Here is a 26,216-nt window from a genome sequence, read left to right on the forward strand (position 1 = left end):
TGACTACGAGACCATATCCTTAATTAGTTGAATATGTTTAGGTAGTAAATCAGCTAAATCGTAACGTTCCAGCACAGTTTTTCTTGCATTGACGCGAATTTCTGCCATCTTGGTTGGGTGATCTAAGACTTCATCAATGCGATCGGCAATTTTCTTTGGCGAGAAGAAATCTACCAATAAACCATTTTCACCATCGCGAATCACCTCAGTTACAGGCCCAGTATCAGAACCTAAGACTAAGCATCCTGTGGACATAGCTTCAATCATCGACCAAGAAAGTACAAATGGTCTGGTTAAATAAACATGTACAGAAGATGCTTGAATTACTTTGAGATATTGTCCATAGGGTAAAGTCCCAGTAAAGTGAACCCTTGATAAATCGAGGGGAACTTTTTTCAGCATAAAATCTTTGTAGCCGCTACCATCTGGTAAAGATTTACCGTAGCAAACTCGATCAGCTCCCACAATTACTACATGACAATTTGGTCTTCGCTCTTGGACATAAGCAATAGATTCAATAAACTGAGGAAAACCGCGATACGGTTCCATACCCCGCGCCACATATGTGACAATTTCATCGACACCAGAGAGGTCAAGTAATGGTAGTACAAGCTTAGCTTGGGGATTGGGTTGAAAGAATTCTGTATCAACTCCATCATGCAGCACGGAAATCTTATTCTGAAATTCTGGGGGAAACTGAGATTTTTGCCAATTTGTTGGTGAAAGACCGCGATCGCAAGTATATAAATCAATTAATATCGGTGCATTTTTGACCCGGATACGTGCTACATCATCAACAGTAAGTGGCTCGGTTGGATCAAAATCTGCATCTGAGCCATGAGCATGGTAAAACCATTCAAAGTAACATATTAGCCGTGAATCTGGGAATGCATCCTTGACAAATAAAGTGGGTCCCCAGCCAGAATGACCGCAAATTACATCCGGTACAAAGCCTTTTGCTTTGAGTTGTTCAGCTAGCTTGTAGACAGCTTGACCATGCAATACCGCACCTTCTAATGGACGAACGTAATGATGGGTTGAAGGATGGGGATCGCGATTTGGTTCAAAAATCACCTTATTAACACCAGATAGAGTGACTTCGCGATTTTTAGTACCAAATACAACCACATTCTTTGGATCTTGCGCCAGAGTTAAAGCTACGTGACGGTATTGAGCTGGGAAATTGTTATGGAGAAATAGAATTCGCATATAGGGATGAGGGACTAGGGGGACAAGAAGGACAAATGACTATTGACCATTGACCATTGACTATTGACTATTGACAAACAGCCGCACAGGTTTGGTTTGAAGTTGAGGGGTAATTAATTTAACTCGCTCAACTACAGAAATCATGTATTGGTAATCCGGTAGTGTCCCGTTGGGTACGTATCCGACTTCTTGCGCTAAAGTTGAAGGAAAATCACCTAGGACTTTGCGGATGTACTCTTGGCGGTTGCGTTCGACATTAGGGCCAATCAAAACTACACCAGGTGGGACATAATGTGGATCTGTATAAAGTATGCGAAACTGAGTTTGTTGTAATTGGGAACTGTAAAGATTATATTCAGTGATCGACACAGCACCAGCAGTAGCTTTGCCTATAGCTACCCATTCCATAACTGTTCTTGGTGTGGGTGCAGAAATGACATCAGTGAGTGTCAGACCATAAAGATTGAACAGGGGAAAATAATATCCTGTTGCTGAACCAGGTTGACCTAAAGCTACTGTTTGACCTTGTAGCTGTTTTAATTCCTGGATTGGGCTTTCGGCGCGAACTACAAAAACCGATCGCAAATTACTCACACCGACTAAAGGAAAAAGTCCTACATATTGATAGCGCGCGATCGCAATTGCAGCTAAACCAGGTGGTGCAAATACCAAATCCCAAGCCCGCGCTTCTAGGCGCTCAATTGCTTTATTTTCGTTAAACGCAGGTTCTAGCTTAATGTGTGATTTGGTTTTTTCTGCTAGGTAGCGATTGAATTTCGCGTACTGGGTAATTATTTCTTCTCCACTACCATAGCTGATAGTGCCAATTTTTAATTCACCTTCACCCGGCGGTTTTGGTTTACATGCATGAACTACCAAAAACAGTATTTGGAAAAGAAAAAAACGACGAGATAATTTCCAAGACATTAGTAATTTTGTTGAGCAAAAACTATCTAGATTTCAAGCTGAGGAGTAGTACAGCCTAATAATAAACTATGGTTCAATTAATATTTGTTTACTTTTGATGGATCTGCTATAAACCCGCTATAAGTAAGATTAGCAAGGTTAAGTTTTTGCAGTTGTATGTAAAGTTTTGTCTAGAGATAATCATTATGCTAAAAAAAATCAAGGATTTGAATATTGGTACTAAATTTAACTTGCTTTTGATCGTAGTTTTTATCATTAGCATTGTCATAAGTGGCACTGCCTTATCAAGTTTACTCCAGCAAAGAGCGCAAAATGAAGTTGCTACGAAAGCACTGATTCTGAGTAAGACTATGAACTCAGTAAGAAAATATACACAAGACCGCGTAAATCCCTTACTCAAAGATAGGCTAGAAAGCGAGCCAGTGTTTATCCCAGAAACAGTACCTGCTTTCTCTGCTACAGAAGTATTTGAGAATTTGCGGAAAAACGAAGAATATAAAAATTTCCTTTACAAAGAAGCAACACTTAATCCGACTAACTTGAGAGATAAAGCTGATACTTTTGAAACTCAAATTGTCGAGCGATTCCGCAATAATCCCAAGCTGAAAGAAATTACTGATTTCCGTAATTTACCGGAAGGAACAGTATTTTATATTGCGCGTCCCTTAGCTATTACAGAACAAAGCTGTCTGCGCTGCCATTCTACCCCAGATCAGGCTCCTAAAAGCCAGTTAACAACTTATGGAACAAATAATGGTTTTGGCTGGAAACTCAATGAAATTGTTGCAGCCCAAATCATCTCTGTTCCTTCGGAACAGGTTTTCAATAGTGCGCAGCAGACTTGGGTTTGGATCATGGGGCTGTTAATTGCTATTTTTGCTATCATCGTTATTTTAATTAACTTCTTAATCAAAAAAACTGTAATTGAGCGAATTAGAAAAATTGAAAAAATAGCTCAAAAAGTTAGTACAGGAGACATGACTGCTAATTTTGATGAGGATTACAAAGATGAAATTGGTGGTTTATCTTCAGCATTCAATAGGATGAAATATAGTTTACAAATAGCTATCGATATGCTTAATCAGCAGACTCAATAAACTTAACTGGGGTTTTTAAGAAAGTAGGCGCTGCTGAAATAAGAGTGCTTTTTTGGGATCGGGAATTTGTGATTTTAAAACATTTACAAGTTCCTCTTCAGTAATTTGTGGAGAAGATTTGATCGCTTTTTGGACTAAGAACGTAGCGATCGGCCCAATTAAAGAAATTAACTCCTGCTCGCATTGACGTACAAAGCGATCGCTGATTACGGCAATTTCCTGACTTGGTGCAGTATTTGACGTAGGTTGAGATTTTGTAGTAGTTTCTCGCAGAAACAACATTGACTTCTGCTTAAACTCATTTTTTTTCTGTCCTACAATATGAAGCGACAAATTTTCTATTACTTGTTCGTAAGTGGAAGCTGATGCAGAAATCTGTCTTAGTAGTGTCGGCGCTAAAGGCCCAACATATTCCAAGAGGATATTTTCTAGGAACTTGTACTGCTGGGGATTCAGGATCGAAGTTACTTGTTGTTTAATAGTATTCTGTTGGGAAAATAAAGGTTGGGAAGGCTGTATAACTCCTAAGGGTGGTTGAGTGAGTTGGGATTCAACTTCAGTATCACTATTAATTTGCTGTAGTGCTTGTAAAACTTCTGTTGCAGTCTGGTAGCGTTCTTTAAAATGGTACAGCACCATTTTCGAGATGATATGTCCCAACCAAGGACTGACTTGGGCTTGGTGTTGCCAAACAATTTCTCCTGTAATTGGATCTTCTTGAAGTTGCTTAGGATGCAGGCCTGTCAGTGCCTGAATCGCAATAATACCTAAAGAATAAATATCACTGTTGGGGCGGGGTTTCCCTTGTCCCTGTTCTGTAGCCATATATCCAGGAGTACCTATGGCAATAGTAGTATCTCCATGCCCGGAAACTGTTAGTAGTTGAGTTTGGATTTGCTTGACTGCGCCAAAATCAATCAGCACTAACCGACAATCTTGCGGCCGTCTAATTATATTGTCCGGCTTAATATCTCGATGGATAACTTTGTGGCTATGAACAAACTCCAAAATCCCCAAAATTTGTTGCAGTAATTGAATAACTTGCGCTTCTGTCCAGCGTTGACCTGGTAACAATTCTGTTTTGAGAGAATGTCCTTGAATGAACTCTTGCACCAAGAAAAACTCTTGGTCTTGTTCAAAGTAGGCTAAAAGCCGAGGAATTTGCTCATGGTTACCCAATTGTTCTAGTGTTTCTGCCTCACTGTTAAATAAACGTCTTGCAGTGATCAGAAATTCTGGGTTGTGAGTAAAAGGCTTCAGATGCTTAACAACACACCTAGGGGAACCAGGTCGGTGGGTGTCTTCAGCGATGTATGTTTGACCAAATCCTCCTCCTCCGAGGACTTGGAGGACTTGATAACGCCCGTCTAGTAAAGTTCCTAACATATTATGACTCGTCTAAGTCCTCATCTTAATCTTGACATAAGTACCGGTGTTGACACCTTTAATTAAAAAAGAAGCTTTAGACCAGATGCATTTGGTGACTAGTTGCTCTAGACTATTAGTACGTCAGTATATTAATAATTATGCGTTAATGAGTTCCTAGGCAGGACTTCAGTCAGTAGATTGTAAAGCACGTTCTGTACTGACTATGAATTTATCAAAATTCATGACACAGACTACTATAGTAATTCGATTTGATTTTTGAAAAATTACTCGCGTAGACAGGGAACTCTTAACAGGGAACACAAAAGAAGGAATAAAAGTGTACGGAGTTTTGTGCAAAAATCCAATAGGAGTCCTGTAGTTTTATTTCTGGACTTTTGATGGTTTTGCTAGCCTATTGTGAATTTTATTCATGAAGCGCATCCATATCATCAATACAGACAAAAACCAACTGCCAGATATCACGTCAGTCTCAATCATGTTAACCTCAAGAATTGTAGTGTTTATCGTTTGCCCGATATCTCTAACCACACTGCCAATTTAATGAGTCTTATTTTATAAGGTAAATTAAATAACTGAACCAATTATTAATTAAAATAAATATTACTACAGCCTACCAACCTCAAAAATTACTAGTATTTTCCTAGCTATCAATTATTTTTTTATAAAAAATATTAGTCGGTTCTCTAGCTATTCTATTTGATTTATGAACGCACTCCTAAAGGTAGGTGGCTATAGGCAATAGATTTTTGTCACGAATATATTCGCCGATAGTTCGCCCATCCTGGGGAGTAAGCATTGCTCCTAGGCAGTCTGCTAGGTACAATGGTAAAATAGAACCCTCTATATTTAGCTGGGGAACGATTTAATCGGGGATAGTTTGTGCTGGGAATCCATACTCAATGATTTCGAGTGCGGTAATTTGAACCCTTGACAATACCAACTAATCTTCTTATATGTAACGGCAATGACTTAATTTATGGCATAACTATAAATTTACTCTATCAGACTCTATTTGATGTTTGAGAACATGATCTAATCCTGAACCTGCTGTATTTACGTTCTTGAAAATTTCTCGGTTCCTTACCTTTAGTTTGTCAGGTCACGAATTAAATAGATTGGCTATTAATGATGTTACTGGCAAACATCAGTAGACTTAGGTATATATTGATATTCGCAGCAATAGGCTGGCATGTTACTTATTATGAGAATATCACCCATTGTCTATAAAAAAGAGTATCTGATTGTACAAAAAAGAATTATTAGCTTAATAAAAGCAGTTAGCGGATGACTTTTAGATAAAATATTTACTTAATTACCATTCGAGAAATTAGCTTGCTATATTGTACTAAATAACTATTCTGGTAAGGTGGAGAAAGCTGTGCGGGATGATTTAAAAGGGTTGGAGATTAGTCCGAAAGAACTACAACACCTGACTAATCTGCCTGTTAAAGATGAACTCATAAATATTATTGATCCTCTAGGGCGATTTGTAAAGCAAGTTATAGAAAAAATTAAAGGAACTGAAGGTGCTACCGTAGTTTTTATCAGCTTTTCTAGCTTGGTTGCGGCCTATATAATATTTGATTTTATGCTCAAGCTATTTGATCTATGGCTAACAGTTCCCTCCTGGTTTGTGTTGATAGTTTTAGGGTTATGGATGGGGGGAGTTACCCAAATAGGTTTATATATACTTTGGAAAAAACGTCATAAGCTGCTCAAAGCAAACATGACACATTCTCTAAAGATTTTATTAAACGATGTAGATAGATACAATGCGATTATTAAAGCAATAGATATTAACGATCAAATAGAAGATGCAGGTAACGAAGGTGTAAGTATTCGTGAGCGAGAAAGAATTATGGAAGCACTACAACTTACTAAAAATGATTTAGTGCGGGCTTTGAAAACAGAAAAAATTTTGCGGGAAAATAAAAATTTTATTATCAATAATAGCGATTTTTTTGCTAATAATTTAGCAGCTTTAACAGCGATGCAAGTTACCGAACAGGCTACTGAGCATGGACGTATACTCAATCAGGCATTGCAGATTGCTTTAGATGTGCAGCACGAAATGAAGAAGTTGCAGAGTCAGCCTTAAGTTTTTGGGCATTGGGGAGGCAGTGCGTTGCGGAGGTCTCCTCCGTTGTAGCAACTGCCGTCATGGGGCATTGGGCATGGGTAAACTCCCCACACTGCCTCACCTCTTAGCCCCTAGGGCGTGTTTTAAACCCACATTCCGCACATTCAGAGAAGAAAAAAATAAATTATAGTTTCAAATAAATTCTTTGGATATCTACATTCCCCCATTGGGTATTTAAAATTGCCGTTCTTATTCTAGCTGCCAAAGTTTGACAGTTTCGTCCCAACTGCCACTGACAAGGGTTTTGCCATCTGGGCTAATGGTAACCGAACTAACCTTATCAGAATGTCCTGTGAGAGTACGGATTTCTTTTCCAGTTTCCAGGTTCCACAGCTTGATAGTTTTGTCCCAACTGCCACTGATGAGGGTTTTACCATCTGGACTAATGGCAACGGAACTAACCAAATCAGAATGTCCTGTAAAGGTGTGAATTTTTTCTCCAGTTAGCAGGTTCCATAGTTTGATGGTATTATCCGCACTACCACTGGCGAGGGTTTTGCCATCTGGGCTAATGGCGACGGAACTAACGCTATCAGAATGTTTTTTTGTGAGAGTAGGGATTTCTGTTTTGGTTTCCAGGTTCCACAGTTTTATGGTTTTATCATAACTGCCACTGACGAGGGTTTTACCATCTGGGCTAATGGCGACGGAACTAACCTTATCAGAATGTCCTGTGAGAGTAGAGATTTCTTCTCCGGTTTCCAGGTTCCACAGTTTTATATTATTATCGGCACTACCACTGACAAGGGTTTTACCATCTGGGCTAATGGTGACGGAACTAACCAAATCAGAATCTCTTGTGAGAGTACGGATTTCTTTTCCGGTTTCCAGGTTCCACAGTTTGATAGTTTTATCCTCACTACCACTGATGAGGGTTTTACCATCTGGGCTAATGGCGACGGAACTAACGTTACCAGAATGTCCTGTGAGAGTACGGATTTCTTTTCCGGTTTCCAGGTTCCACAGTTTGATAGTTTTGTACCCGCCACTGACAAGGGTTTTACCATCTGGACTAATGGCAACGGAACGAACTAAACTAGAATGCACAGGGAGGGTTCTTTCTGAGAAAGAATTACTGAGAACACCTTGATAGCGAACATAGCCATAGATTTGACTTCCAACTAACACCAATAAGGTAATAGCAGCACCCACCAATAACCTTGTTTTCAGCTTAGGATTTTGTGTTAATAGGTTTTTTGTTGCTATTTTTGTCTTTGCAGGCGGCTTTATCGATGCTGCTGGTATTGCTTGTGCTTGAATGGGTACTGTCGGAGGTACTGGCGATGGTGCTGGTGTAGAAATTGCAAGCTGGGTTGGCGATACAACAGACGGTGATGATGGTGGTGTTATAATTACAGGCTGGGTTGGCGGTACAACAGACGGTGATGACGGTGGTGTTATAATTACAGGCTGGGTTGGCGGTACTGGTGTAGGTGGAGGGTTGAAAGCTTGTAATACTTCTTGTGCCGAGCCATAACGCTGCTGATAGTCTTCGTGCAGCAACTTATCCAGAATTTGCCCCAATTCTTGACTGACTGGTTGCTGTAAATTTTCTCGCCAATTTGCAACCCAACCATAACCTTGTCGCTTCCACAATTCCCAAGGATGAATCCCACTCAACAAATGAAAACAAGTTGCACCCAAACCATATAAATCACCAGCAGGGTAAGCTTCTCCTCCCTGCATTTGTTCCAAAGGTGCATAACCGAAAGAACCAATCATCGTTCCTTGTGTTGCCACTACCGTTTGTGTCAGTTGCTTTGATGCGCCAAAATCAATTAAAACAATTTTGCCATCCTCACGCTGAATTATATTCTCTGGCTTAATATCGCGATGAATAACCTTTTGTTGATGTACAACCTGGAGAATATTTAACAAATCCTGCAATAAATCCCGTATCTTTTCCTCGCTGAAAGTTCCGTTTCGTTGCAGTTCCTCGAGTAAATTCTGCCCATTGATAAATTGCTGCACTAAATACAAATGACTATCTTCTTGAAAATAAGCCAACAAAGTGGGAATTTGTGGGTGTTCTCCCAACTGTTGTAGTCTCCTCGCTTCCTGCTCAAATAATTCCGTCGCCTTTTGCAGTCCTGTGGTTCCCTGTACTTGTGGTGCAAATTGCTTGATAACGCATTTTTCCTTTAATTTATCAACGTCTTCTGCCAAATAGGTTTTGGCAAAGCCACCACCACCTAAAGATTTAGCCGGACGATACCGATTTCTAAGTATCAACAAAGGAGCACCACAATTGGGGCAATATTTGGTACTGTCATGTACGGAAGGATTCTGACAAGCTGGGTTGAGACAACAGAGCATGACTGTAGATATACTGGCACATACAAGTATTATCAGTCATTTACCAAGATTTTTCAGTAAAATTACGATTGATTTTGTTTAATTTATGTATTAATTCGCTGAAGACTCTAATTAGTTTTCTAGTTACACATTAGAGGTATTCTCAAAATCTTCGGTGCTAATAGTCTGTCCCATAGGTGCTTACTGATCAGCATCTTCCTCAACCTTCTCTAGCTGCTGCTTGAGATAACCTATCGGAAGAGCATCTTTTGCAGAACGTACAAAGAAAACTTGTTTTCCAGAAAAATTCAATTCTTGATTAAAAGCGCGAAGAATTTCAGATCCTGCAATTAGCTCGTCTCCTGAAAAAATCTTTGTTTTAATGTTTGCTATATCTTCTTGCACTTCTTTTCGACGTTCAGCACTGCAATTACTTAGGTCTGGGTTAAATAGAGCCTTCGGATCTTGTGTCGCATTGTAATAAAAAGTCTTAATGTCTTCTGAAGAAATTGGCACAAATGAATCAAGCCGTTCTTGTGGTTTTCCTATTACAATGTATTCTTTTGAGCAAGGTTTTGTAAGTGTAGATAGTGCCCATGAGATACCACCTGATAGATATACTCTTGATAAATTTTGCATACCTGGTTTACGCTGAACTTCACTGACTATTTGTGGTATTAACTCTTTCTGCTTGGCATTTTCTGCCGCTTTCGTAAAATCGATATTTCCCTGGCTCTGTTTTACTTCCTTAGTAAAAGCCGCTGTGCCAAAAGGAAAAGAAAATGTAATGTGTTTATTATTAGAGTCAAGGTAAGCTCCTTTCGTATTACCCGATCCAATATCAACTACAATAGTCTCGTTAAGTCTCCACGCTGGAACAACCCCATCAAAAATAAAACTACCTTCTTCCTCTGAGGTGATAAATTTCATCATCCTTCCAGTTGCTTGTCGGACTTCTTGGACAATAACTTCCTTCTTCTGAGGAGCTTTCTTTGCCAGTTCCTCTGCAAGCCCACTACTTCCATATATCACTATTTGCTCACAGGAGATGTTAAATCGCTTTTGGATATCCTGAAACGTAGACTTTACAGCTTCCACAATAGTTGCCGATTTTGAGTTGGGGTCAGCAGCATTCACGTTTCGATCTTCAATTTTTTCTTTTCTAAAAACTACAAGTTTTGCTCCATCCTCATTAAGAGTTGCCAGTTCTTGAATCACCTTTCCTTTTACACCCTTACTACCTACCTCAACAGCACCAAACAAATTACCCGATTTCTTGACAAGTTTATCTGTACTGCATTGATTTCCGGTCTCTTTTGATGGTGAAGCTGACGCTGACGCTGACGGATTCGGTGACGACGAACTAACAACCGCGCGACACCCAACCCCTAAAGCTGCAAGGATACCTGCAAGTAGTGAAATCGCGATCGCTTTAAAAGGAGACTTAGAAGCGTCACCTACCACTTGTTCCTGTGTCAAATGACATATGACACAATCATTACCATAGTTATTGTATGGCTTATGTATACCTTGAAGCTCTTGGTTAGGATGCTGCTGACCATCCTCTACAATGCCGTTGCACATCCATTTGTTCTGTTGCATAACACCTTAGTCCTGCTTTCTAAATATTAAATAAACCTTTATTTTTGTTTTGATGTTTCAATGTCTTTGCGAAAATTTGAATGACAAAATCATTTTTGTCATCAATATTTATCAGATACAACAAATATGCTTCTTTGGTTATTTTTATAGAAAAAATAGTTGAAAGCATTATTGCGTAAGGATTTAGCATAGAAAAGTAACATAATCGCTTTTAATATGTGTTCCGTAATGGTTTTGCGACAAAAAATTCTCAATCTGCATCAAGAGGACGGAAGAACCATAAATGTCAACCTTATCTATATAATCCAACCTGCTAGTCATAAAAAAAACTGTTTCTTAAGTATAAAATACTGCTTTAAAGTATTTTATATATATAAAATAAACTATTCTGTATTAATTTGATAAATTTTTGACCAGTAACTAATACTGCTGGCGAACTTAATAATTCACCCAAAAGTCTAAGAGGGTGTCCGCCGAAATCCGGATACTGTTTGGGGCTTTTTGTACGTAAGTCTGGAAATACCACCTAAAACTTGGTTTCATTGCCCTAGGTATAAAATAAGCCCAAGAAATTGAGTTTCCAGTTGCTCAAAAGTGAGGTATTTATGGGGAACTAAAGGCTTGAAACCCTTGCGGAGTATACTTGTGTATACACGGTAGCTTTTTAAGGTGGGTTGGGGGTATTTAAGACTTTGAAAACACGCCCTAGCCCCTAATCCCTAATCCCTAGTCACCAAAATAAGTGATTAAGGAAATTGCGAAATAGCTTGATTCCTGTTGGTTCTTGGTAATCTTTTGGTAACAAAGCAAGCATTGCATTTTGTAACGCCACTACAACTGCATCGACTTCCTGGCGCTTTGGTGAGGTGCTTTGAGAAAAGTATAAAGGCTGACCAAAGCGAATAGTTAACTTTTTTCCCAAAAATAGGTCATGAGTGCCAATCAATGCTACTGGTACTATGGGAACACCCGATTTGAGGGCGTAGATCACAGTTCCGCGCTTCAAGGGGACATGCAATTTACCTTCAGTTTCCCCTAATCTTCCTTCGGGAAATAGAATTATCCCATCATCACGAGCCAAGATTTTCAGCACAATGCGATCGCATTGTCGTAGTGTGTGGATATCTCCGCCTTTGGGTACGTTCAACTCCAGCGCTGTCGCCAATTCCACTAAATCTTGTCGTCCTGCTTTCGCCTCTGCTATGACAGCAAATTCTTCTTTCCACATCCGGGCTAAAGGAATTACACCGCCAGCAAAGCTGAGGATGAAGCGTTTCCACCACTTGTTGTAGAGGGTACGAGCGTCACCGAGGATGTAGTAATAAGGTTGGGTAGGAATTTCGCCCAGTAAGAGAAAAGGATCGATATGGTGGAGATGGTTAACAGCCAAAATTGCAGGTTTTTGAGGCAGCCTTGCTAAATTTTCGACGCGGACGCGAAAAAAAGTATGAATGAGCGATCGCAAAACGCAGCGACGCACCCTACCGCTAACTCTCGGTTCTGAATGCTCAACAGTCATTGCTGTCAATTGCTGGAGAGTTTTCGTAATTATTTCGCCCACAGCCGGATTGACAGCCGCCGCTAAACCCTCTTGCACCCGTTGTATTGCTGCCGTAGTTAAAGGCGGTAAAGTGTCTGATTCTGTTTGATTTTCTTGTGCCTGAAAAGTTGCTCCATCAGCGCAGTTTTGAGCCACAAATTCCCTAAAATTATTTTTGCATTGATAAACAAATTTTAGTTCTTGAGGCCATATTATTAACCAATCTCTGGTTAGAAAATTAAAACAAGTACTAAAAATCAAGAAGATGATTTACCACAGTGAAGATACTTTTAAAGGTGTGGGGAAGCTGGCTCTGTATTACCAAAGCTGGCTACCAGAAGGTGAATTAAGGGCAATATTAGTAATTGTGCATGGGCTGGGAGCGCATAGCGGTCGGTTTGGAAATATAATTGAAAAACTTATACCTAAACAATATGCTGTCTATGCTTTCGATATGCGTGGTAATGGACGCTCGCCAGGACAGCGTGGTCATATTAATAGTTGGGCAGAGTTTCGTGAAGATTTGAGAATTTTTATTGAGTTGATTCAGACCAAGCATCCAGGCTGCCCAATTTTTGTCATGGGTCATAGCTTAGGTGCAGTAGTTGTCTTAGACTATATTTTACGCCATCCTAAAGAAGCATCGACATTAAAAGGTGCGATCGCCCTGGCACCAGTTTTAGGAAAAGTTGGTGTATCAAAAGTCCGGTTACTTATAGGTAAGCTACTCTCCCGCATCTGGCCGCAGTTCACCTTAAGTACTGGTATTGATCTGTCTACTGCTTCACGAGATGAAAAGGTTTTAGCTGCCTACGCCCAAGATCCTCAAAGACATACCCTAGGTACTGCGCGTCTAGCTACCGAGTACTTTACCACAGTTGATTGGATTTATACCCATGCGGCTGATTGGCAATTGCCGTTATTAATTCTCCACGGTGGAGCCGACCGAGTAGCTTTACCAGAGGGAGGTGAGAGATTTTACCAGCTAGTAACTTACAAAGATAAGTTGCGCGTGGTGTATCCGGAGGCTTATCATGAATTGCACAGTGACCTAAATTACCAAGAGGTATTGACTGATTTAGAAAACTGGTTAGAAAAACATAATAATTCGTAATTCGTAATTACGAAAACTCGGGCATTTTGAAAAGTATCTAATAAATTTACATGAATTGCTGTCATCATCCTAAAAGTAGATTTTGATAAGACTGATAGTTAGATTTCATCTCGCTAATTCCTGTGATTTAATAAGGTTAGCCATATAGGTATACGGGCAGTGCCTTAGTGAAACGCGATCGCACAGGTAAATTTATCAAAAGTTGGGGATTAGAATCTAAACAGGCAGTTAACTTATCACTGACTAAGACAGCTTGGCAGAGCCTGAAGCAGGAAGCAAATAAACGTGGTATTTCCCGTTCTGAACTGGTGGAACGCTTTGCCCGCAGCTTGGAATCAAGTTCTGCTGACAAAAATCTTGGTAGCTCTGTAACAGTAAATAGCCGCCAGCAATTAGAACAAACCCAAGCAAATGAACGCCAATGGTTAGAAGCAGTACTGAATCTGCTACCTATTCCCCTATTATTTATTGATCCAAATACCGCTTGCTTCACTTTTGCCAATCAAGCGGCAAACGAAATGGCAGGAGGTGAAATTTATAGCGATCGCCCGGCGGGAATCTATGACGGAGATTTTCGCTGCACTGACGCTACAGGTAAACCGATTCTTCCAGAACAACTACCAGCAGTCCGAGTTGCACGAGGCGAAAAAATTCAAGGGGCAGAGTTGAACTGGCACACGCCGACGGGTATTTACTCACTGCTGGTTCATGCCGATACTTTACCTGCAATGTACGATCGCCCAACAACGTGCGTCATGGTGTTTCAAGATATTGGCAATCGCAAGCAAACAGAGTTGCAACTGCAACAAAATCAGCGGTTCATTCAACAGATTGCTGATGCTATGCCGGGGATTTTGTACATTTATGACCTGATTGAGCAGCGTAATATTTATATCAATCAGCAAATAGTTGAAATTTTGGGTTACACTCCCATGCAAATACAAGCAATGGGCAACCAGTTATTTGCCCTGCTGATGCATCCGGACGATCTCGCCACACTACCTGCCCACTCAGACAGGTTTGAGCAAGCAGAAGATGGGGAAATTATTGAGTGGGAGTACCGGATGCGCCACAGTAATGGAGAATGGCGCTGGTTGTGGAGCCGTGATTTAATTTTTATCCGTACAGACAATGGCTCACCACAGCAAATAATCGGCATTTCCCATGATATTACTGAACATAAACTAGCGGAAGCAGCCCTCAAAGAAACTGAAGCACAAGCACGGGCGCGAGCAGAGGAATTAGAAGCTTTTATGGAAGTAGTGCCGGCTGCTGTCTGGCTAGCTCACGATCCAGAATGTCATGAGGTAACTGTAAATACAGCAGCTTACGAGTTAATGCGGGCAAATCCTGGTTCCATTGCTACCGCCACACCTGCCGATGGGGTGTATCGCTTCCAGTTTAAGACGCAACGCAATGGTCAAGATTTGCCAACCGAAGAATTATCTTTGCAGAAAGCTGGACGTACCGGACAGGAAATATGCGAAGAAGCAGAACTTGTGTTTGAAGATGGCGTAGTGCGGCATATCTACGGTAAAGCAGTTCCCATCAAAGATGAGCAGGGTAAAATCCGAGGAGTAGTAGGAGCGTACTTGGATATCAGCGAACTGCAAGCAGCGCTGCGCGAACGCAAACAAGCCGAGGAAGCTTTGCGCTTGAGTCAGGAACGCTATCGTTCTTTGGCAGAATCTCTACCGCAGCTTGTCTGTATGTCTGATGCCAATGGTATCACCAATTACTGCAATCAAAGTTCGATTGACTACACTGGACAAACTTTAGAGGAAACTCAAGCTCATGGATGGCAACCTGTTTTGCATCCTGACGATCTCCCCTTAGCCCAGGATAAGTGGAGAGAGGCTTTAGAAAAAGGTAATAGCTACACAATAGAATTTCGGCTCAAAAGGTTTGATGGTGTCTATCGTTGGCACTTGAGTAGAGTTGTACCTATCAAAGCCGAAAATGGCAGTATCATTAGTTGGTTAGCGACAGCCACAGATATTGATGACCACAAACGCAGCGAGCAAAGAGAGCGGTTTTTGGCTCAAGCTTCACAAACTTTTGCCGCAGCTAGGTTGAATTTGCCGACAATTTTAGACACCATCACCCAACTAATTGGTGAATTGACTGGTGATGCTTGTGTGTTAAGTTTGTTATCTGAAGATAGACAGTGGCTGGATACTGTGTCTTACTACCATATCAATCCAGAGATTAAAGAATTTATTGGCAAACTACTAGAATATCCCCGTGCTGTTGATGATGATATTATCGGACAAGTTATACATACAGGTGAGACAGTTTTCTTACCAGTTATAACGCCAGAGCAACTGCGTCATTCCATTAAACGAGAATATTTGTCTTATTTAGAGCGGTTTGGCGTTTATAGTTTGTTGATAATACCGTTGAAAGTGCAAGAGCAAATCATTGGGGCATTGAGTATTTCGCGGGAACGTCCGGGAAATCCCTATAGCAACGATCATCCTCGATTATTACAAGATATAGCAGACCGAGCCGCGATGGCGATCGCCAATGCTCGACTGTATGAACAGGCACAACAAGCACGTCAGCAAGCAGAACAAATTGCCGATCGCACAGCTCGTCTACAGTCAGTTACCGCCGCCCTTTCAGAGTCGCTGACACCTGCTCAAGTTGCTGAAGTGATTGTAGAACAGAGTATTTCGGTGCTGAATGCTACTGCTGCTCTGGTAGCAATTGTCTGTGATAATCGCACAGAATTGGAAATTATCCACTCTGTTGGTTTCCAAGCAGATATCGTTAATTCATGGCGGCGGATGGCGATCGCTTCATCTAGTCCACTAGCAGAAGCTATTCGGACTGGAAAACCTGTTTGGGAAGAATCGAATACACAGCGCGTCGCTCGTTATCCTCACCTAGCAGATATCTATGGTAGCTATAATTATGCCGCTTGGATTTCCTTACCGTTGATGATTGAGGGTAGAGCAGTCGGAGGAATTACCCTTGGTTTTGGGGAATTTTCCTCCTTGAATCAAGATGAGCGGGCGTTTATTTTAGCAGTATGTCAGCAAGCAGCTGGTGCGATCGCTCGTGCCCAACTTTATGAAGCAGAGCAACGAGCTAGAGCCGCCGCCGAAGTAGCAAACCGCACCAAAGACGAATTTCTCGCTGTTCTTTCCCATGAACTGCGAACACCCTTAAATCCCATTGTCGGCTGGACTAGATTACTCCGCCAAGGCAACCTGGATGTTAACAAAACAGCCTTCGCCTTGGAAACCATCGAGCGCAATGCTAAGTTACAAGTGCAACTGATTGAAGATTTACTCGATATTTCGCGGATTTTACAAGGCAAGCTCATTTTAAATTCTACACCAGTTGATTTAAAAGCCACAATTGCCGCCGCCATTGAAACCGTCAGTTTAGCAGCCGAAGCTAAAGGCATTCAAATTCTCACCAATTTGACATTTAATGTTGGTCATGTGTTAGGCGACACAGCTAGGTTGCAACAAGTGATCTGGAATTTGCTCTCGAATGCCGTGAAATTCACACCTGTTGGTGGTCTAATTAATATTAGATTAGAAACACTTGATACAGAGGCTCAAATTCAAGTCACAGACACAGGCAGAGGTATCAAACCGGAATTCTTGCCCTATGTCTTCGATTCTTTCCGTCAAGCTGATAGCAGCATCACCAGAATCTTTGGTGGTTTGGGATTAGGATTAGCGATCGTGCGACACATTGTAGAATTACATGGGGGAACTGTGAAAGCTGAAAGTCTAGGAGAGCAACAGGGAGCCACCTTCACAGTCAAACTACCACTACTATTAACATCAACGTCTCCAACAGAGGCGGAAGCAGTAACCGAAGAGATGGGAACTTTGCAGGGAATTCAAGTGCTAGCGGTGGACGATGAAGCAGACAATTTAGAATTAGTCACCTTCATTTTAGAACAAGCCGGTGCTGAGGTAATTTCAGTATCCTCAGCCAAAGAGGTATTGCAAGTACTCAATCAAAAAGTACCTGATATTTTATTGGCTGACATTGGTATGCCAGAAATGGATGGCTATACATTGCTACGGCAGATTAGAACCTTTCCACCACAACAAGGGGGACAGTTAAAAGCGATCGCCTTAACTGCCTATGCAGGTGAAATCAATCAACGGCAAGCCTTACAAGCTGGATTTCAGATGTATCTCTCCAAACCAGTTGATCCAGACGAGTTGCTAGAAGCGATCGCCCAAGTTTTGCAAAGCGAATAAATCAATCGGTTGCAAACTCAGTAAACTTCCGCTTATAAGGAGCATGAAAACCTAAAACAATATCTTGTTTTGGTACTCCAGCGGCAACTAACTCATTAGCTACTCCTACCTCAGTTCCATCGCGCTGAATCCAAATTTTGCCATCTTTAATATCCACATGAATAATACAACCATAAACTCGCTTTAATCCTTCCCATCCCAAATGAAGAACTTGATAATGGTCACGTTCTTGATCAAAAATTAGCTGTAATTCTGTAACATCATTGGCATTGTGAATTGAATGACCTTTGAGAATTGTCTGTACTAATTCACGATAGTCTATTCTTTCCATAGCAAAACCTCTTCTGTAATAGGTTCAAAAATGATCAGCTTCAGTCTATGTTCAGCAATAATCTCTTGAATAAAAGCACGAATAAAAAAATCTCGATAAATATCCTCGGAAATTGCCAGGTATAAAACTCTATCTGGGTCTTTTTTACGTAATGCCGAGCGGTATGTTAATGTTTGACCTAGAGCCACATAAAAATCACTAATTTCCGATGTACCAAGGAAAGATTTAATCTCAACTGCAATTTTTTGACCAGCTTTTTGCGCACCTATAAGTCTCTCGGCTCCTAAGTCTATATAAAACTCTATTTCATCCACTTTCACTGATAAAGGATCATCAGTAATTATCCATCCATCCTTGTCTAAAGCTGAACGCACAGCACGATGAAAAATATCTCTAGCTGACATAATTTGATTATAAATATAGTTTCTGTCCAGTTTTTTGGCAGCAGCTATCAAAGCTTCGCCAAAGTCAGCAGATTTGACACAGTACAAAAATACTATATTTTATCCTACCAAGGCAAGCGGCTTCCATCCCAAGAAAAAAATTGTCCACTATCGCCATCTTTGAGTTGTTCAATTACATCCAGTAATTGGCTAACACTGCGTTCTACAGAAAATAACTTTTCCGCTGGAACATTACCTTGAAACGGAAGCGAAAGGCGGGTATCTGTTGTCCCTGGATGTAATGTCACCACCAAAGTTTTAGGACTACTTCTAGCATACTCAATTGCAGTTGTACGCATAAACATATTGAGTGCAGCTTTAGAAGCGCGATAACCATACCATCCACCAAGTTGGTTATCACCAATACTCCCAACCTTGGCAGAAATACTTGCAAAAACGCTGCGTTCTTTATGTTTCAATAATGGCAATAAATGCTTTGCCAATAAAACAGCACCAATACTATTAACTTGAAAGTAACGCAGTAAATTTTCGGGATTTATTTGTCGTAAACTTTTCTCTGGTTGCAAATTACCTTCATGTAATAAACCTACACAATTAACTACCAAATGCAGCTTGTTAACTTGATGACTAATTTTCTTAATCGCTTCGGCAATTTGCGCTTCTTCCGTAATATCTACCGACAAACACATTAATCTCTCAGAATTGTTATCAGCTAGAGTAATTAATTCCCCAGCTGATTCTGCTTGACGATAAGTAGCATAAATTTTGCTAATTCTCTCATCTGATAATAATTTTTTTACGAAACCTAAACCAATACCTTGGCTGGCTCCCACAATCAATGCATTTACCTGATTAATTTCATCAATAAAAGACATAATATTCTTCTCCATGTAAATGTATGATTCCTTACGCAAAAACCTCTTAAAGTCTCATTTCTCCGTGTCCTCTGCGTCCTCTGCGGTTCATTTTTCCGTTAACTTTGGGTAAGTACTGTATATAAGTAATACCAATTCTGTATGAAGATGCGTCTAATTATCCTAGGATGTAAAAAATTAACCGCCAAGAGCGCCAAGTACGCCAAGAAATAAGAGATTAAGAGAGTTTGGCAAAGCTAACAAAGAAACGGTATAAGTATGCGGAAACAAAATCAAATATACTACAAAAGTTAAACACGCTTGGTATCCTTACCAATGACAAATGACCAATGACAACCCTCACCAATATTTCTATTACCCCTACTTACTTACCAATACAAAACTTACTAAAAATCCTTTCAAGCACAGATTCTGTAACTTCCTCGCCAGTAATTTCTCCGAATGCATGAATTGCATCTCGTAAATCAATTGTCCAAAAATCCAGGGGTAGTTGTTCAACAATTGTCGTCTGCACCTGTTCTAGAGAAATTTTGGCTTTTATTAAAGCTGCTGCTTGTCGTTGATTGATTGCTAAATCCATATCAGCAGCTTGGACTTTTCCCGCTTGAACTATCTCCAAAATTGCTGTTTCCAAATCTTCAATACCTTGGTTTTGTGCTGCTGCTGTGAAAATTTTAGATTTGGGTTTTGGGATTTGGGATTGAAGAGTATTTTTTACATCTGTCGGTACTAAATCAATTTTGTTGATTACTAGAATTAATGGACGATGTTGCACCTGTTCATAAATTTCTTGATCGCCTTGAGTCCAACCAACAGAAGCGTCGATGGTCAACAATACTAAATCCGCAGCACTAGCAGCACGGCGCGATCGCTCTACGCCAATTTTTTCTACTTGGTCTGTAGTCTCCCGAATCCCCGCTGTATCTAGGACTTGCACGGGAATACCACCAACAACTAACTGAGATTCCACAACATCGCGAGTAGTTCCAGGTAAATCGGTAACTATGGCGCGATCGCTCTGGCTCCAAGCATTCAGTAAGCTGGATTTCCCAACGTTCGGCCGTCCGACAATTGCCACTTTTAAACCAGTGCGTAGCAGTTCGCCTTTATCTTTGGTTGCCAATAAATTACTAATCTCTGCGGCGATGCGATCAATTTCTGATATAATAGCTTTACAATCCAGCGGAGGTAAATCTTCCTCAAAATCAATCCGCGCTTCAATCTCCGCCAAAATATCCAAACAGTTAGCGCGTAACTGGCGGATAGGATGAGCTAATTTACCTTGTAACCCAGCTAAAGCAGTTTGAGCCGCTTGGGGCGATCGCGCTCCCACCAAATCAGCAATCCCTTCAGCTTGCGTCAAATCCAAACGCCCATTTAAAAAGGCGCGCAGAGTAAATTCTCCGGGCTGTGCCAGCCTTGCACCATTTGACAAACACAGTTGTAATACTTCCTGCACAGCCATAATTCCCCCATGACAATGAAATTCCACTACATCTTCACGGGTGTAAGAACGAGGCGCTTGCATAATCAACAACAAAGCTTCATCCACCAGTGTTTGCGTCTTGGGATGGCGGATATAGCCATAGAGAATGCGGTGACTTTCCCAAACTTGACGACCTGGCGCATAAAAAAGAATTTGGGCGATCGCGATCGCTTGGGAACCAGACACCCGCACAATACCCACGCTACCCTGTTGGGGGACAACAGCAGTGGCGATCGCGGCGATGGTTCCGGTAGTGGCAAATATTTCCGACATGAGCGCCCTTTTCAGCAAATATAATACGAGCCTAACAGGTACTTTGGCATGAGGTGGGGAAAGGATTCAAGGGGCGTAAAAGTTAGGGAATGTACTTTGACTTCTTCCCAATGTGGTCAGAATTTCCCAGTACCTAATCCCTGAGTGGCTTTTTGCGTCACCTGTATTTTGTCTCTTACTAAGGACAGAAGTCTAGGGATCAAGGACTTCTATACTAAATAATGGTAAGTATTTAAACTAATAGGAGAGCAACTAGCAAGGTAAGATTTATCTGAAGAGTAGATACGCTCTGATAGAGAGGGATTCACTGTGGAGCAAAAAATTAACTGCGCTGTAGACTGCGTAAACGGTTGTGTTTTAGGGGATAAATGTCCCAACCTTGAATTTAGAGAAGCAGCAGCACAATTTATTGAAGATACTTCTCTAGATAAAATGCTGGAAATGGCAGAAGAACGACTGCGACGAAAAATGATGGAACCGCCAAAATGGGTTTTGCCAGACGATCAGTAGTCTTCTGCTCAATTATCGCTTTTTTACTGCTAAGCGATGTCTAACGACAAGCCGCTTTGTGTTTACGCCCCAAGCGGGTGTTCTGTCTGGACAGCTGCTGATTTTGTTAGTACCATCAGCTGTCCTTTTATAATTTTTCGCTATCTCATCGGCGAAGTCAGGGACTTCTATTTCACTGGAAAAATCATCAACATACCTGGGTAGGGAACAATCTTCTCCAAGCAAAATCTATATATATCAGGGTTTGTGTGAATTCAGCTAAGTTCGTAGTCAGGATTAAACTCCTGACTAGGAATTTAGTAAATTTCGTTTGACTCAGTACTAGGAACTGATTAAGCTGACGCACAGGCGCAAGATTTAATTAAGAGCATCATTACAGAGAACTGGGATCGCAAATTGGCTGTGAAATTAACACCAATCTCCGAAAAATACTGAACGGTGCTTGATGTTAATTGATGAGTCTGTATCTGATGCAAGTAATTAAGCCATGAATCAACGAATACTTTTAATTGTCGCCACCGCTACCCTGTTGATTTTAGGATTTTTATCTTTAGGAAGCTACATAGCTTGGTTCTGGCCTCTAGAACTACTCGCTCATTTTCGAGTTCATTATTTAATCATATCGTTAATCATCACCAGTATTTTAGGTATTCTTTGGAAAACTCGCCAAATTAAAAGTAAAGTTATAGTTATTGCCGCCTTATTACTGGTGGGCTTAAACATAATTGAGGTGCTTCCTTGGTATTTACCTCATGCACAACAGTTAGCTGGAAATGCAACCAACCAAATTCGGCTTTTATCTTTTAACATTAATACCCAAAATTATAATTATCAAGAAATTATTAATGTAGTGCAGGATAATCAACCTGATGCAGCTTTATTGATTGAAATTGATCCAACTGCTTTTGAAAGTTTAAAGATAGGTTTAAAAAATACTTTACCTTATACTTTTAGAAGTCCTGGTGGTGGACTTGCTCTATTTAGCCGCTTACCTATTCAAGATGTGAATGCAGACAATTTTAATGGCAAAGGCGGTCATAACCTCATAGCAACCTTAACAGTAAATAAACAGCCTATTAAGTTAATTGGCACTCATCCCTTGATACCGATAAAACGCAATACCTTTCACAGCCGTAATCTTCAGTTAGCAGCATTGAGTGATTATATTCACCAACTCAATCAGCCATTAATTATTATGGGAGATTTTAACTTAACACCGTGGTCGCCTTATTATCGAAAATTTATCAATAAAACAAATTTGCATAACACTCGCTTAGGTTTTGGCATTTTACCAAGCTGGCCCCGACCAGCAACTCACGTCAATCTACCAAGCTGGGTCATTCCGCTGATGAATATTCCTATTGACCACTGCTTCGTCAGCAAGCACTTTCGTGTATCTCGAATTTATACAGGAACAAATGCCAATTCTGACCATGCACCATTAATTACTGACTTAGTTTTAAGTTAACTAGAACTTACGCAAAGCGTAAGTCCTATTAATTACGAATTACGAACTCGTACTGAGCGAAGTCGAAGTATTACGAATTACGAATTATTAATCTCTTTTTCTTCTCCAGGGACCCCAAATTGCCAGTGTAATCCCAGGAGTCTGGATATTGACAAACAAGGTATCACCATCCGGCGAGAAGCAAGCACCAGCAAATTCACTTTCGTTAACAGCATTTGCGGCAAACTTATAGAGTTCACCTTTCTGATTAACGCCGATCACAAATTCCGTATCGCTGCCATCTTCGCATAAGAAGAGATCGCCGAAAGGAGCGACAGTAATGTTATCAGGAAAATTCAGTTCCTCACTACTGGTAGATTCCACAATCAAGGTGAGAGTGCCACGATTCGGGTCATGTTTGTTGGGTTTATAAGCAAAAACCTGTCCTTGTCCGACATCGCCACCATTGGTACAGGTAAAGTAAATTAAGCCATTGCCATACCAAGCGCCTTCACCTCGCGAGAAGATGGCAGCACCTTTACTTTGTCCTTGATAGCGCACAGAAGCAGTTAAGTCATTAGTATCAGGATCAACATTATCAATCTTTACCCATTTGACCGGCAATGGTTGGTTTTTATATTGGAGAAAATTCTTGCCAGTATTAACTGTTGGCATTCCTTCAATAACTAATGCCTCAAGCACTCCACCAGCACGCAGGTTACGTTTTTCATGGGGACGGAAGCGATAAAAACAGCTATTTCCGTCATCTTCAGTTTGATATACCCATCCAGTTCTCGGATCAATGGCGACAGCTTCATGGTTAAAGCGTCCCATTGCAACCAGAGGAATAGGTTGAGCAACTCGAATATCTGCTGTTGCTGGAACTTCAAAGTTATAGCCATGCTTCTTGGTGGCTGTATTATTTGGCGCAGGAATAGTCAAATTCTCTTCGCAGCTAATCCAAGAACCCCAAGGAGTAGGGCCACCAGCACAGTTACGAATAGTCCCTGCGAGAGAAACAAAATGCTTTTTCACCCGACGCTTCCGAGAATCAATCACCAGCGTTGTTGTCCCGCCGCCAAGTTGGTCATATAGTGGGGAGGCAACTAGTCCACTAGAATTACTAGGATTCAACTCGTGATTTCGCACCACAATTATCGAGTTTCTGGGGCCATCAAAAGTAGCCATACCATCATGATTACCTCGCACTAGTGCCCCATCATCCATAGTTTGGCCTGTATAGGATATTGCGGTGTAGTTAAAATCTGGGGGAAGTTTCAGTAAGGGAGTAGTTCCCAAGTCAATTCCACCAACATTAACACCAGCAAGTTCATCCACATTTATCGGCATCTTTGGCTCTAATGGGCCATAACCAATTCCTCTGGGGACTTTACCATTAGCAGTTCTGGCATAAAAAGCTTCCAAAGGAGAAAGCATCGTCACACCAATAGCACTCGCACCAGCTAACTGGAAAAATTTTCGTCTTGATAAGTTCATACTTTAGAGGAGATTCAGCAAAACTCAGAAGTTTCAAAATCCTATGAATCTCTTGTTAATAAATAAGTAAGGCAAAGTTAAGATTGAGTCTTCAGTGCCAAATATATATGCAGTTATTAGAAAGCAATTATCAAAATTTGCTCCCGAAATATTCTTTATTTAATAAATTAAAAAATATTTAATATATGGTAAAATATACGTAATTTATGATATATAAAATAAGTTTTTTTAGCCAATAGTATCTGGATCAATCCCTAATTCTCGCAGTTTTGCTGCTAAGCGATCGCTTCTTTGCTTTTCTTGTTCAGCGCGTTGCTTTTCTTGTTGAGCAAGTTCTTCTGGTGTTACAACTAGTTGTCCTTCAGCAGTGAAAAAGCGTAACTTTTCTTGTTCAACTCCCAAATATAACTCTAGTTGCTGACTCCACAACCAACCTTGAGTATTAGGTTCTATTGCTTGATACTTACCAGCTATCAATACAAATCCAGCAAATTCTAAATTATGAGGATCGAACCAGAAGTATTCCGGTGTACGAAAGGTATCCTGATAAATCTGTTTCTTCAAGCCTTTATCAGTTAAAGCTGTGGAATTGGATAACAGTTCGATAATCACATTGGGATACTTGCCATCTTCTTCCCAAACAACCCAACTTTTACGAGGTTTGCGTTCAGTTCCTAGCACCACAAAAAAATCTGGGCCGCGAAAATCTTCTGATTTGCGCTGGCGTGGGCTGTAATAAATTGTAATATTGCCGGACGCATAAAAGTCATTGCGGTTTCGCCACAACAACTCAAGACATTGGATCAGCAACGTCATTTGTAGACGATGTAAGTCAGTTTCCAAAGGCGGTTCGTCACTGTATAAATCCCCTGGGGGAAATATAACATTTTCTGGGGTAGCTAAATCTTCGGCAACAGACATGGCGTTAAGTGTCTCAGTGCTATAAGTTTAGCGTAGCAGCGAAGAGCGATCGCCTACCTCCGACATCCGATAAACTCAAAGGTTAAATCATCATATTTAAAATATCTAATTTAACAGATGCTTGAGAATGCTTGCCTGTTAATAATCTTATATAATTTTATTATTACTCGATAATAAATCAAATTTCTATACAAAATTCCGGCTCAAAAAAAGTATTTAATTCATCAGGATATCCGCGCGGATTACAAATAATGCGGGTGGAGCTAATTCTATAATCTAAATGCTTGTGAATATGACCATGAATCCATAACGTAGCATCCGATTCATCAACAAAATCATCTAAATTTGAGGCATATGCAGCACTTAGGATATCTTCTTGATGTTGTGAATGTAGAGATTTTTTACTTGGAGCATGGTGGGTAACAACTACAATTTTTTCAGACAAGCTAGATAAAGTATTTTTTAACCAACTAACTGATTTTCTATGAATTTCTACTGTATCAATAGGTTTTAATTTTGAGTAGTGAGGGTCTAATCTAATCTTTTTAAAATCAGTCAGATTTTGACTAGCTTCATAACTAGCAATATGTGCATTATCAAAAAGTTTAAAATCAGTCCATAAAGTACAACCTAGAAAAGTTACATCTTTAATAGTTACCCAATCATTTTCTAAAATATAAACGTTAGTCCCTGAGGCATAATTTTTGAGTTTTTTCACTAGCTTAGGATAGGCACTACCATAATATTCATGATTACCTAATACATAAATAACAGGTTTATTTTGAATATTTTCAATTGCCCATTTCACTCCTTTTTCTCTTAAATGTATATCTCCAGCCAAGACGATAACATCAGCATCTGTAACAAAAATAGTAAAAGGCTGAAATTCAATGTGTAAATCACTATATATTTGAATTTTCATAATCA

At 40.4% G+C, this 26,216-nt stretch carries 19 protein-coding genes; 6 read left to right on the plus strand and 13 right to left on the minus strand.

Annotated features, from left to right (window positions below):
* Positions 1–3 precede the first annotated feature (3 nt).
* Positions 4–1,209: a glycosyltransferase family 4 protein gene (locus tag AACU32_RS29905; RefSeq protein ID WP_096605109.1), complete on the minus strand. Its 1,206-nt coding sequence runs from the start codon at positions 1,207–1,209 to the stop codon at positions 4–6.
* Between the two features lie 60 nt (positions 1,210–1,269).
* Positions 1,270–2,136 (minus strand): phosphate/phosphite/phosphonate ABC transporter substrate-binding protein, encoded by an 867-nt coding sequence (locus AACU32_RS29910; protein WP_096605111.1) that lies wholly within the window; start codon positions 2,134–2,136, stop codon positions 1,270–1,272.
* Positions 2,137–2,321: 185 nt separating this feature from the next.
* Here AACU32_RS29910 and AACU32_RS29915 point away from each other — a divergent pair, with 185 nt between their 5' ends.
* Entirely contained in the window at positions 2,322–3,233 is a 912-nt protein-coding gene (locus tag AACU32_RS29915) for a c-type heme family protein (RefSeq protein WP_096605113.1), read from the plus strand.
* A 15-nt stretch (positions 3,234–3,248) separates the two neighbouring features.
* On the opposite strand, the gene AACU32_RS29920 is transcribed toward AACU32_RS29915, so the two are convergent.
* Positions 3,249–4,619, minus strand: coding sequence for a serine/threonine-protein kinase (locus AACU32_RS29920; protein ID WP_096605115.1), 1,371 nt, complete (start codon positions 4,617–4,619; stop codon positions 3,249–3,251).
* A 1,381-nt stretch (positions 4,620–6,000) separates the two neighbouring features.
* On the opposite strand from AACU32_RS29920, the gene AACU32_RS29925 reads away from it, so the two are divergent.
* Positions 6,001–6,720, plus strand: coding sequence for a hypothetical protein (locus AACU32_RS29925; RefSeq protein ID WP_339378380.1), 720 nt, complete (start codon positions 6,001–6,003; stop codon positions 6,718–6,720).
* A gap of 231 nt (positions 6,721–6,951) precedes the next feature.
* On the opposite strand, the gene AACU32_RS29930 is transcribed toward AACU32_RS29925, so the two are convergent.
* From AACU32_RS29930 to AACU32_RS29940, 3 genes are all read right to left on the minus strand, one after another.
* Positions 6,952–9,078, minus strand: coding sequence for a serine/threonine-protein kinase (locus AACU32_RS29930; protein WP_096605119.1), 2,127 nt, complete (start codon positions 9,076–9,078; stop codon positions 6,952–6,954).
* Between the two features lie 180 nt (positions 9,079–9,258).
* The gene (locus AACU32_RS29935) at positions 9,259–10,659 is read right to left on the minus strand and encodes a Ppx/GppA phosphatase family protein (protein WP_096605121.1); all 1,401 of its coding nucleotides are present in this window, start codon (positions 10,657–10,659) and stop codon (positions 9,259–9,261) included.
* 730 nt (positions 10,660–11,389) lie between these two features.
* Positions 11,390–12,265 carry a lysophospholipid acyltransferase family protein gene (locus tag AACU32_RS29940; protein ID WP_445223238.1) on the minus strand — a complete coding sequence of 292 codons (876 nt, stop codon included), beginning with the start codon at positions 12,263–12,265 and terminating at the stop codon, positions 11,390–11,392.
* 199 nt (positions 12,266–12,464) lie between these two features.
* On the opposite strand from AACU32_RS29940, the gene AACU32_RS29945 reads away from it, so the two are divergent.
* Positions 12,465–13,313 (plus strand): alpha/beta hydrolase, encoded by an 849-nt coding sequence (locus AACU32_RS29945; RefSeq protein WP_096605125.1) that lies wholly within the window; start codon positions 12,465–12,467, stop codon positions 13,311–13,313.
* A 167-nt stretch (positions 13,314–13,480) separates the two neighbouring features.
* Positions 13,481–17,545, plus strand: coding sequence for a PAS domain-containing protein (locus AACU32_RS29950; protein ID WP_096605127.1), 4,065 nt, complete (start codon positions 13,481–13,483; stop codon positions 17,543–17,545).
* Between the two features lies 1 nt (position 17,546).
* Here AACU32_RS29950 and AACU32_RS29955 read toward each other — a convergent pair whose 3' ends face one another.
* The 4 genes from AACU32_RS29955 to mnmE form a co-directional block, all read right to left on the minus strand.
* The gene (locus AACU32_RS29955; RefSeq protein WP_096605129.1) at positions 17,547–17,876 is read right to left on the minus strand and encodes a XisI protein; all 330 of its coding nucleotides are present in this window, start codon (positions 17,874–17,876) and stop codon (positions 17,547–17,549) included.
* Complete coding sequence (locus AACU32_RS29960) at positions 17,864–18,280, minus strand: XisH family protein (RefSeq protein WP_096608237.1); 417 nt, start codon at positions 18,278–18,280, stop codon at positions 17,864–17,866. The genes AACU32_RS29955 and AACU32_RS29960 overlap by 13 nt, the downstream gene beginning before the upstream one ends.
* 104 nt (positions 18,281–18,384) lie before the next feature.
* The gene (locus AACU32_RS29965) at positions 18,385–19,155 is read right to left on the minus strand and encodes an SDR family NAD(P)-dependent oxidoreductase (RefSeq protein WP_096605131.1); all 771 of its coding nucleotides are present in this window, start codon (positions 19,153–19,155) and stop codon (positions 18,385–18,387) included.
* Positions 19,156–19,519: 364 nt separating this feature from the next.
* Positions 19,520–20,914, minus strand: coding sequence for a tRNA uridine-5-carboxymethylaminomethyl(34) synthesis GTPase MnmE (gene mnmE, locus AACU32_RS29970; protein ID WP_096605133.1), 1,395 nt, complete (start codon positions 20,912–20,914; stop codon positions 19,520–19,522).
* A 309-nt stretch (positions 20,915–21,223) separates the two neighbouring features.
* Between mnmE and AACU32_RS29975 the strand changes: the two genes are divergently transcribed.
* A complete protein-coding gene (locus tag AACU32_RS29975) occupies positions 21,224–21,424 on the plus strand; it encodes a hypothetical protein (RefSeq protein ID WP_096605135.1) in 201 nt (66 codons plus the stop codon).
* A 487-nt stretch (positions 21,425–21,911) separates the two neighbouring features.
* Positions 21,912–22,892 carry an endonuclease/exonuclease/phosphatase family protein gene (locus AACU32_RS29980; RefSeq protein WP_096605137.1) on the plus strand — a complete coding sequence of 327 codons (981 nt, stop codon included), beginning with the start codon at positions 21,912–21,914 and terminating at the stop codon, positions 22,890–22,892.
* Between the two features lie 87 nt (positions 22,893–22,979).
* On the opposite strand, the gene AACU32_RS29985 is transcribed toward AACU32_RS29980, so the two are convergent.
* The 3 genes from AACU32_RS29985 to AACU32_RS29995 form a co-directional block, all read right to left on the minus strand.
* Positions 22,980–24,368 (minus strand): alkaline phosphatase PhoX, encoded by a 1,389-nt coding sequence (locus AACU32_RS29985; protein ID WP_096605139.1) that lies wholly within the window; start codon positions 24,366–24,368, stop codon positions 22,980–22,982.
* A 228-nt stretch (positions 24,369–24,596) separates the two neighbouring features.
* On the minus strand, positions 24,597–25,289 hold the full coding sequence (locus tag AACU32_RS29990; protein WP_096605141.1) for a Uma2 family endonuclease: 693 nt from the start codon (positions 25,287–25,289) through the stop codon (positions 24,597–24,599).
* Positions 25,290–25,467: 178 nt separating this feature from the next.
* Complete coding sequence (locus AACU32_RS29995) at positions 25,468–26,211, minus strand: metallophosphoesterase (protein WP_096605143.1); 744 nt, start codon at positions 26,209–26,211, stop codon at positions 25,468–25,470.
* Between the last annotated feature and the right edge of the window lie 5 nt (positions 26,212–26,216).

Source organism: Calothrix sp. NIES-2100 (assembly GCF_963875285.1).
In the GTDB taxonomy this organism is placed as follows: Bacteria; Cyanobacteriota; Cyanobacteriia; order Cyanobacteriales; family Nostocaceae; genus Aulosira.

Excerpts from the sequence above, each read along its gene's own strand:
- AACU32_RS29955 (WP_096605129.1), bottom strand. The coding sequence starts at position 17,876 with ATGGAAAGAATAGACTATCGTGAATTAGTACAGACAATTCTCAAAGGT.
- AACU32_RS29985 (WP_096605139.1), bottom strand. The coding sequence starts at position 24,368 with ATGAACTTATCAAGACGAAAATTTTTCCAGTTAGCTGGTGCGAGTGCT.
- AACU32_RS29935 (WP_096605121.1), bottom strand. The coding sequence starts at position 10,659 with ATGCAACAGAACAAATGGATGTGCAACGGCATTGTAGAGGATGGTCAG.
- mnmE (WP_096605133.1), bottom strand. The coding sequence starts at position 20,914 with ATGTCGGAAATATTTGCCACTACCGGAACCATCGCCGCGATCGCCACT.
- AACU32_RS29920 (WP_096605115.1), bottom strand. The coding sequence starts at position 4,619 with ATGTTAGGAACTTTACTAGACGGGCGTTATCAAGTCCTCCAAGTCCTC.
- AACU32_RS29945 (WP_096605125.1), top strand. The coding sequence starts at position 12,465 with ATGATTTACCACAGTGAAGATACTTTTAAAGGTGTGGGGAAGCTGGCT.
- AACU32_RS29905 (WP_096605109.1), bottom strand. The coding sequence starts at position 1,209 with ATGCGAATTCTATTTCTCCATAACAATTTCCCAGCTCAATACCGTCAC.
- AACU32_RS29990 (WP_096605141.1), bottom strand. The coding sequence starts at position 25,289 with ATGTCTGTTGCCGAAGATTTAGCTACCCCAGAAAATGTTATATTTCCC.
- AACU32_RS29930 (WP_096605119.1), bottom strand. The coding sequence starts at position 9,078 with ATGCTCTGTTGTCTCAACCCAGCTTGTCAGAATCCTTCCGTACATGAC.
- AACU32_RS29995 (WP_096605143.1), bottom strand. The coding sequence starts at position 26,211 with ATGAAAATTCAAATATATAGTGATTTACACATTGAATTTCAGCCTTTT.
- AACU32_RS29915 (WP_096605113.1), top strand. The coding sequence starts at position 2,322 with ATGCTAAAAAAAATCAAGGATTTGAATATTGGTACTAAATTTAACTTG.
- AACU32_RS29980 (WP_096605137.1), top strand. The coding sequence starts at position 21,912 with ATGAATCAACGAATACTTTTAATTGTCGCCACCGCTACCCTGTTGATT.
- AACU32_RS29960 (WP_096608237.1), bottom strand. The coding sequence starts at position 18,280 with ATGTCAGCTAGAGATATTTTTCATCGTGCTGTGCGTTCAGCTTTAGAC.
- AACU32_RS29965 (WP_096605131.1), bottom strand. The coding sequence starts at position 19,155 with ATGTCTTTTATTGATGAAATTAATCAGGTAAATGCATTGATTGTGGGA.
- AACU32_RS29910 (WP_096605111.1), bottom strand. The coding sequence starts at position 2,136 with ATGTCTTGGAAATTATCTCGTCGTTTTTTTCTTTTCCAAATACTGTTT.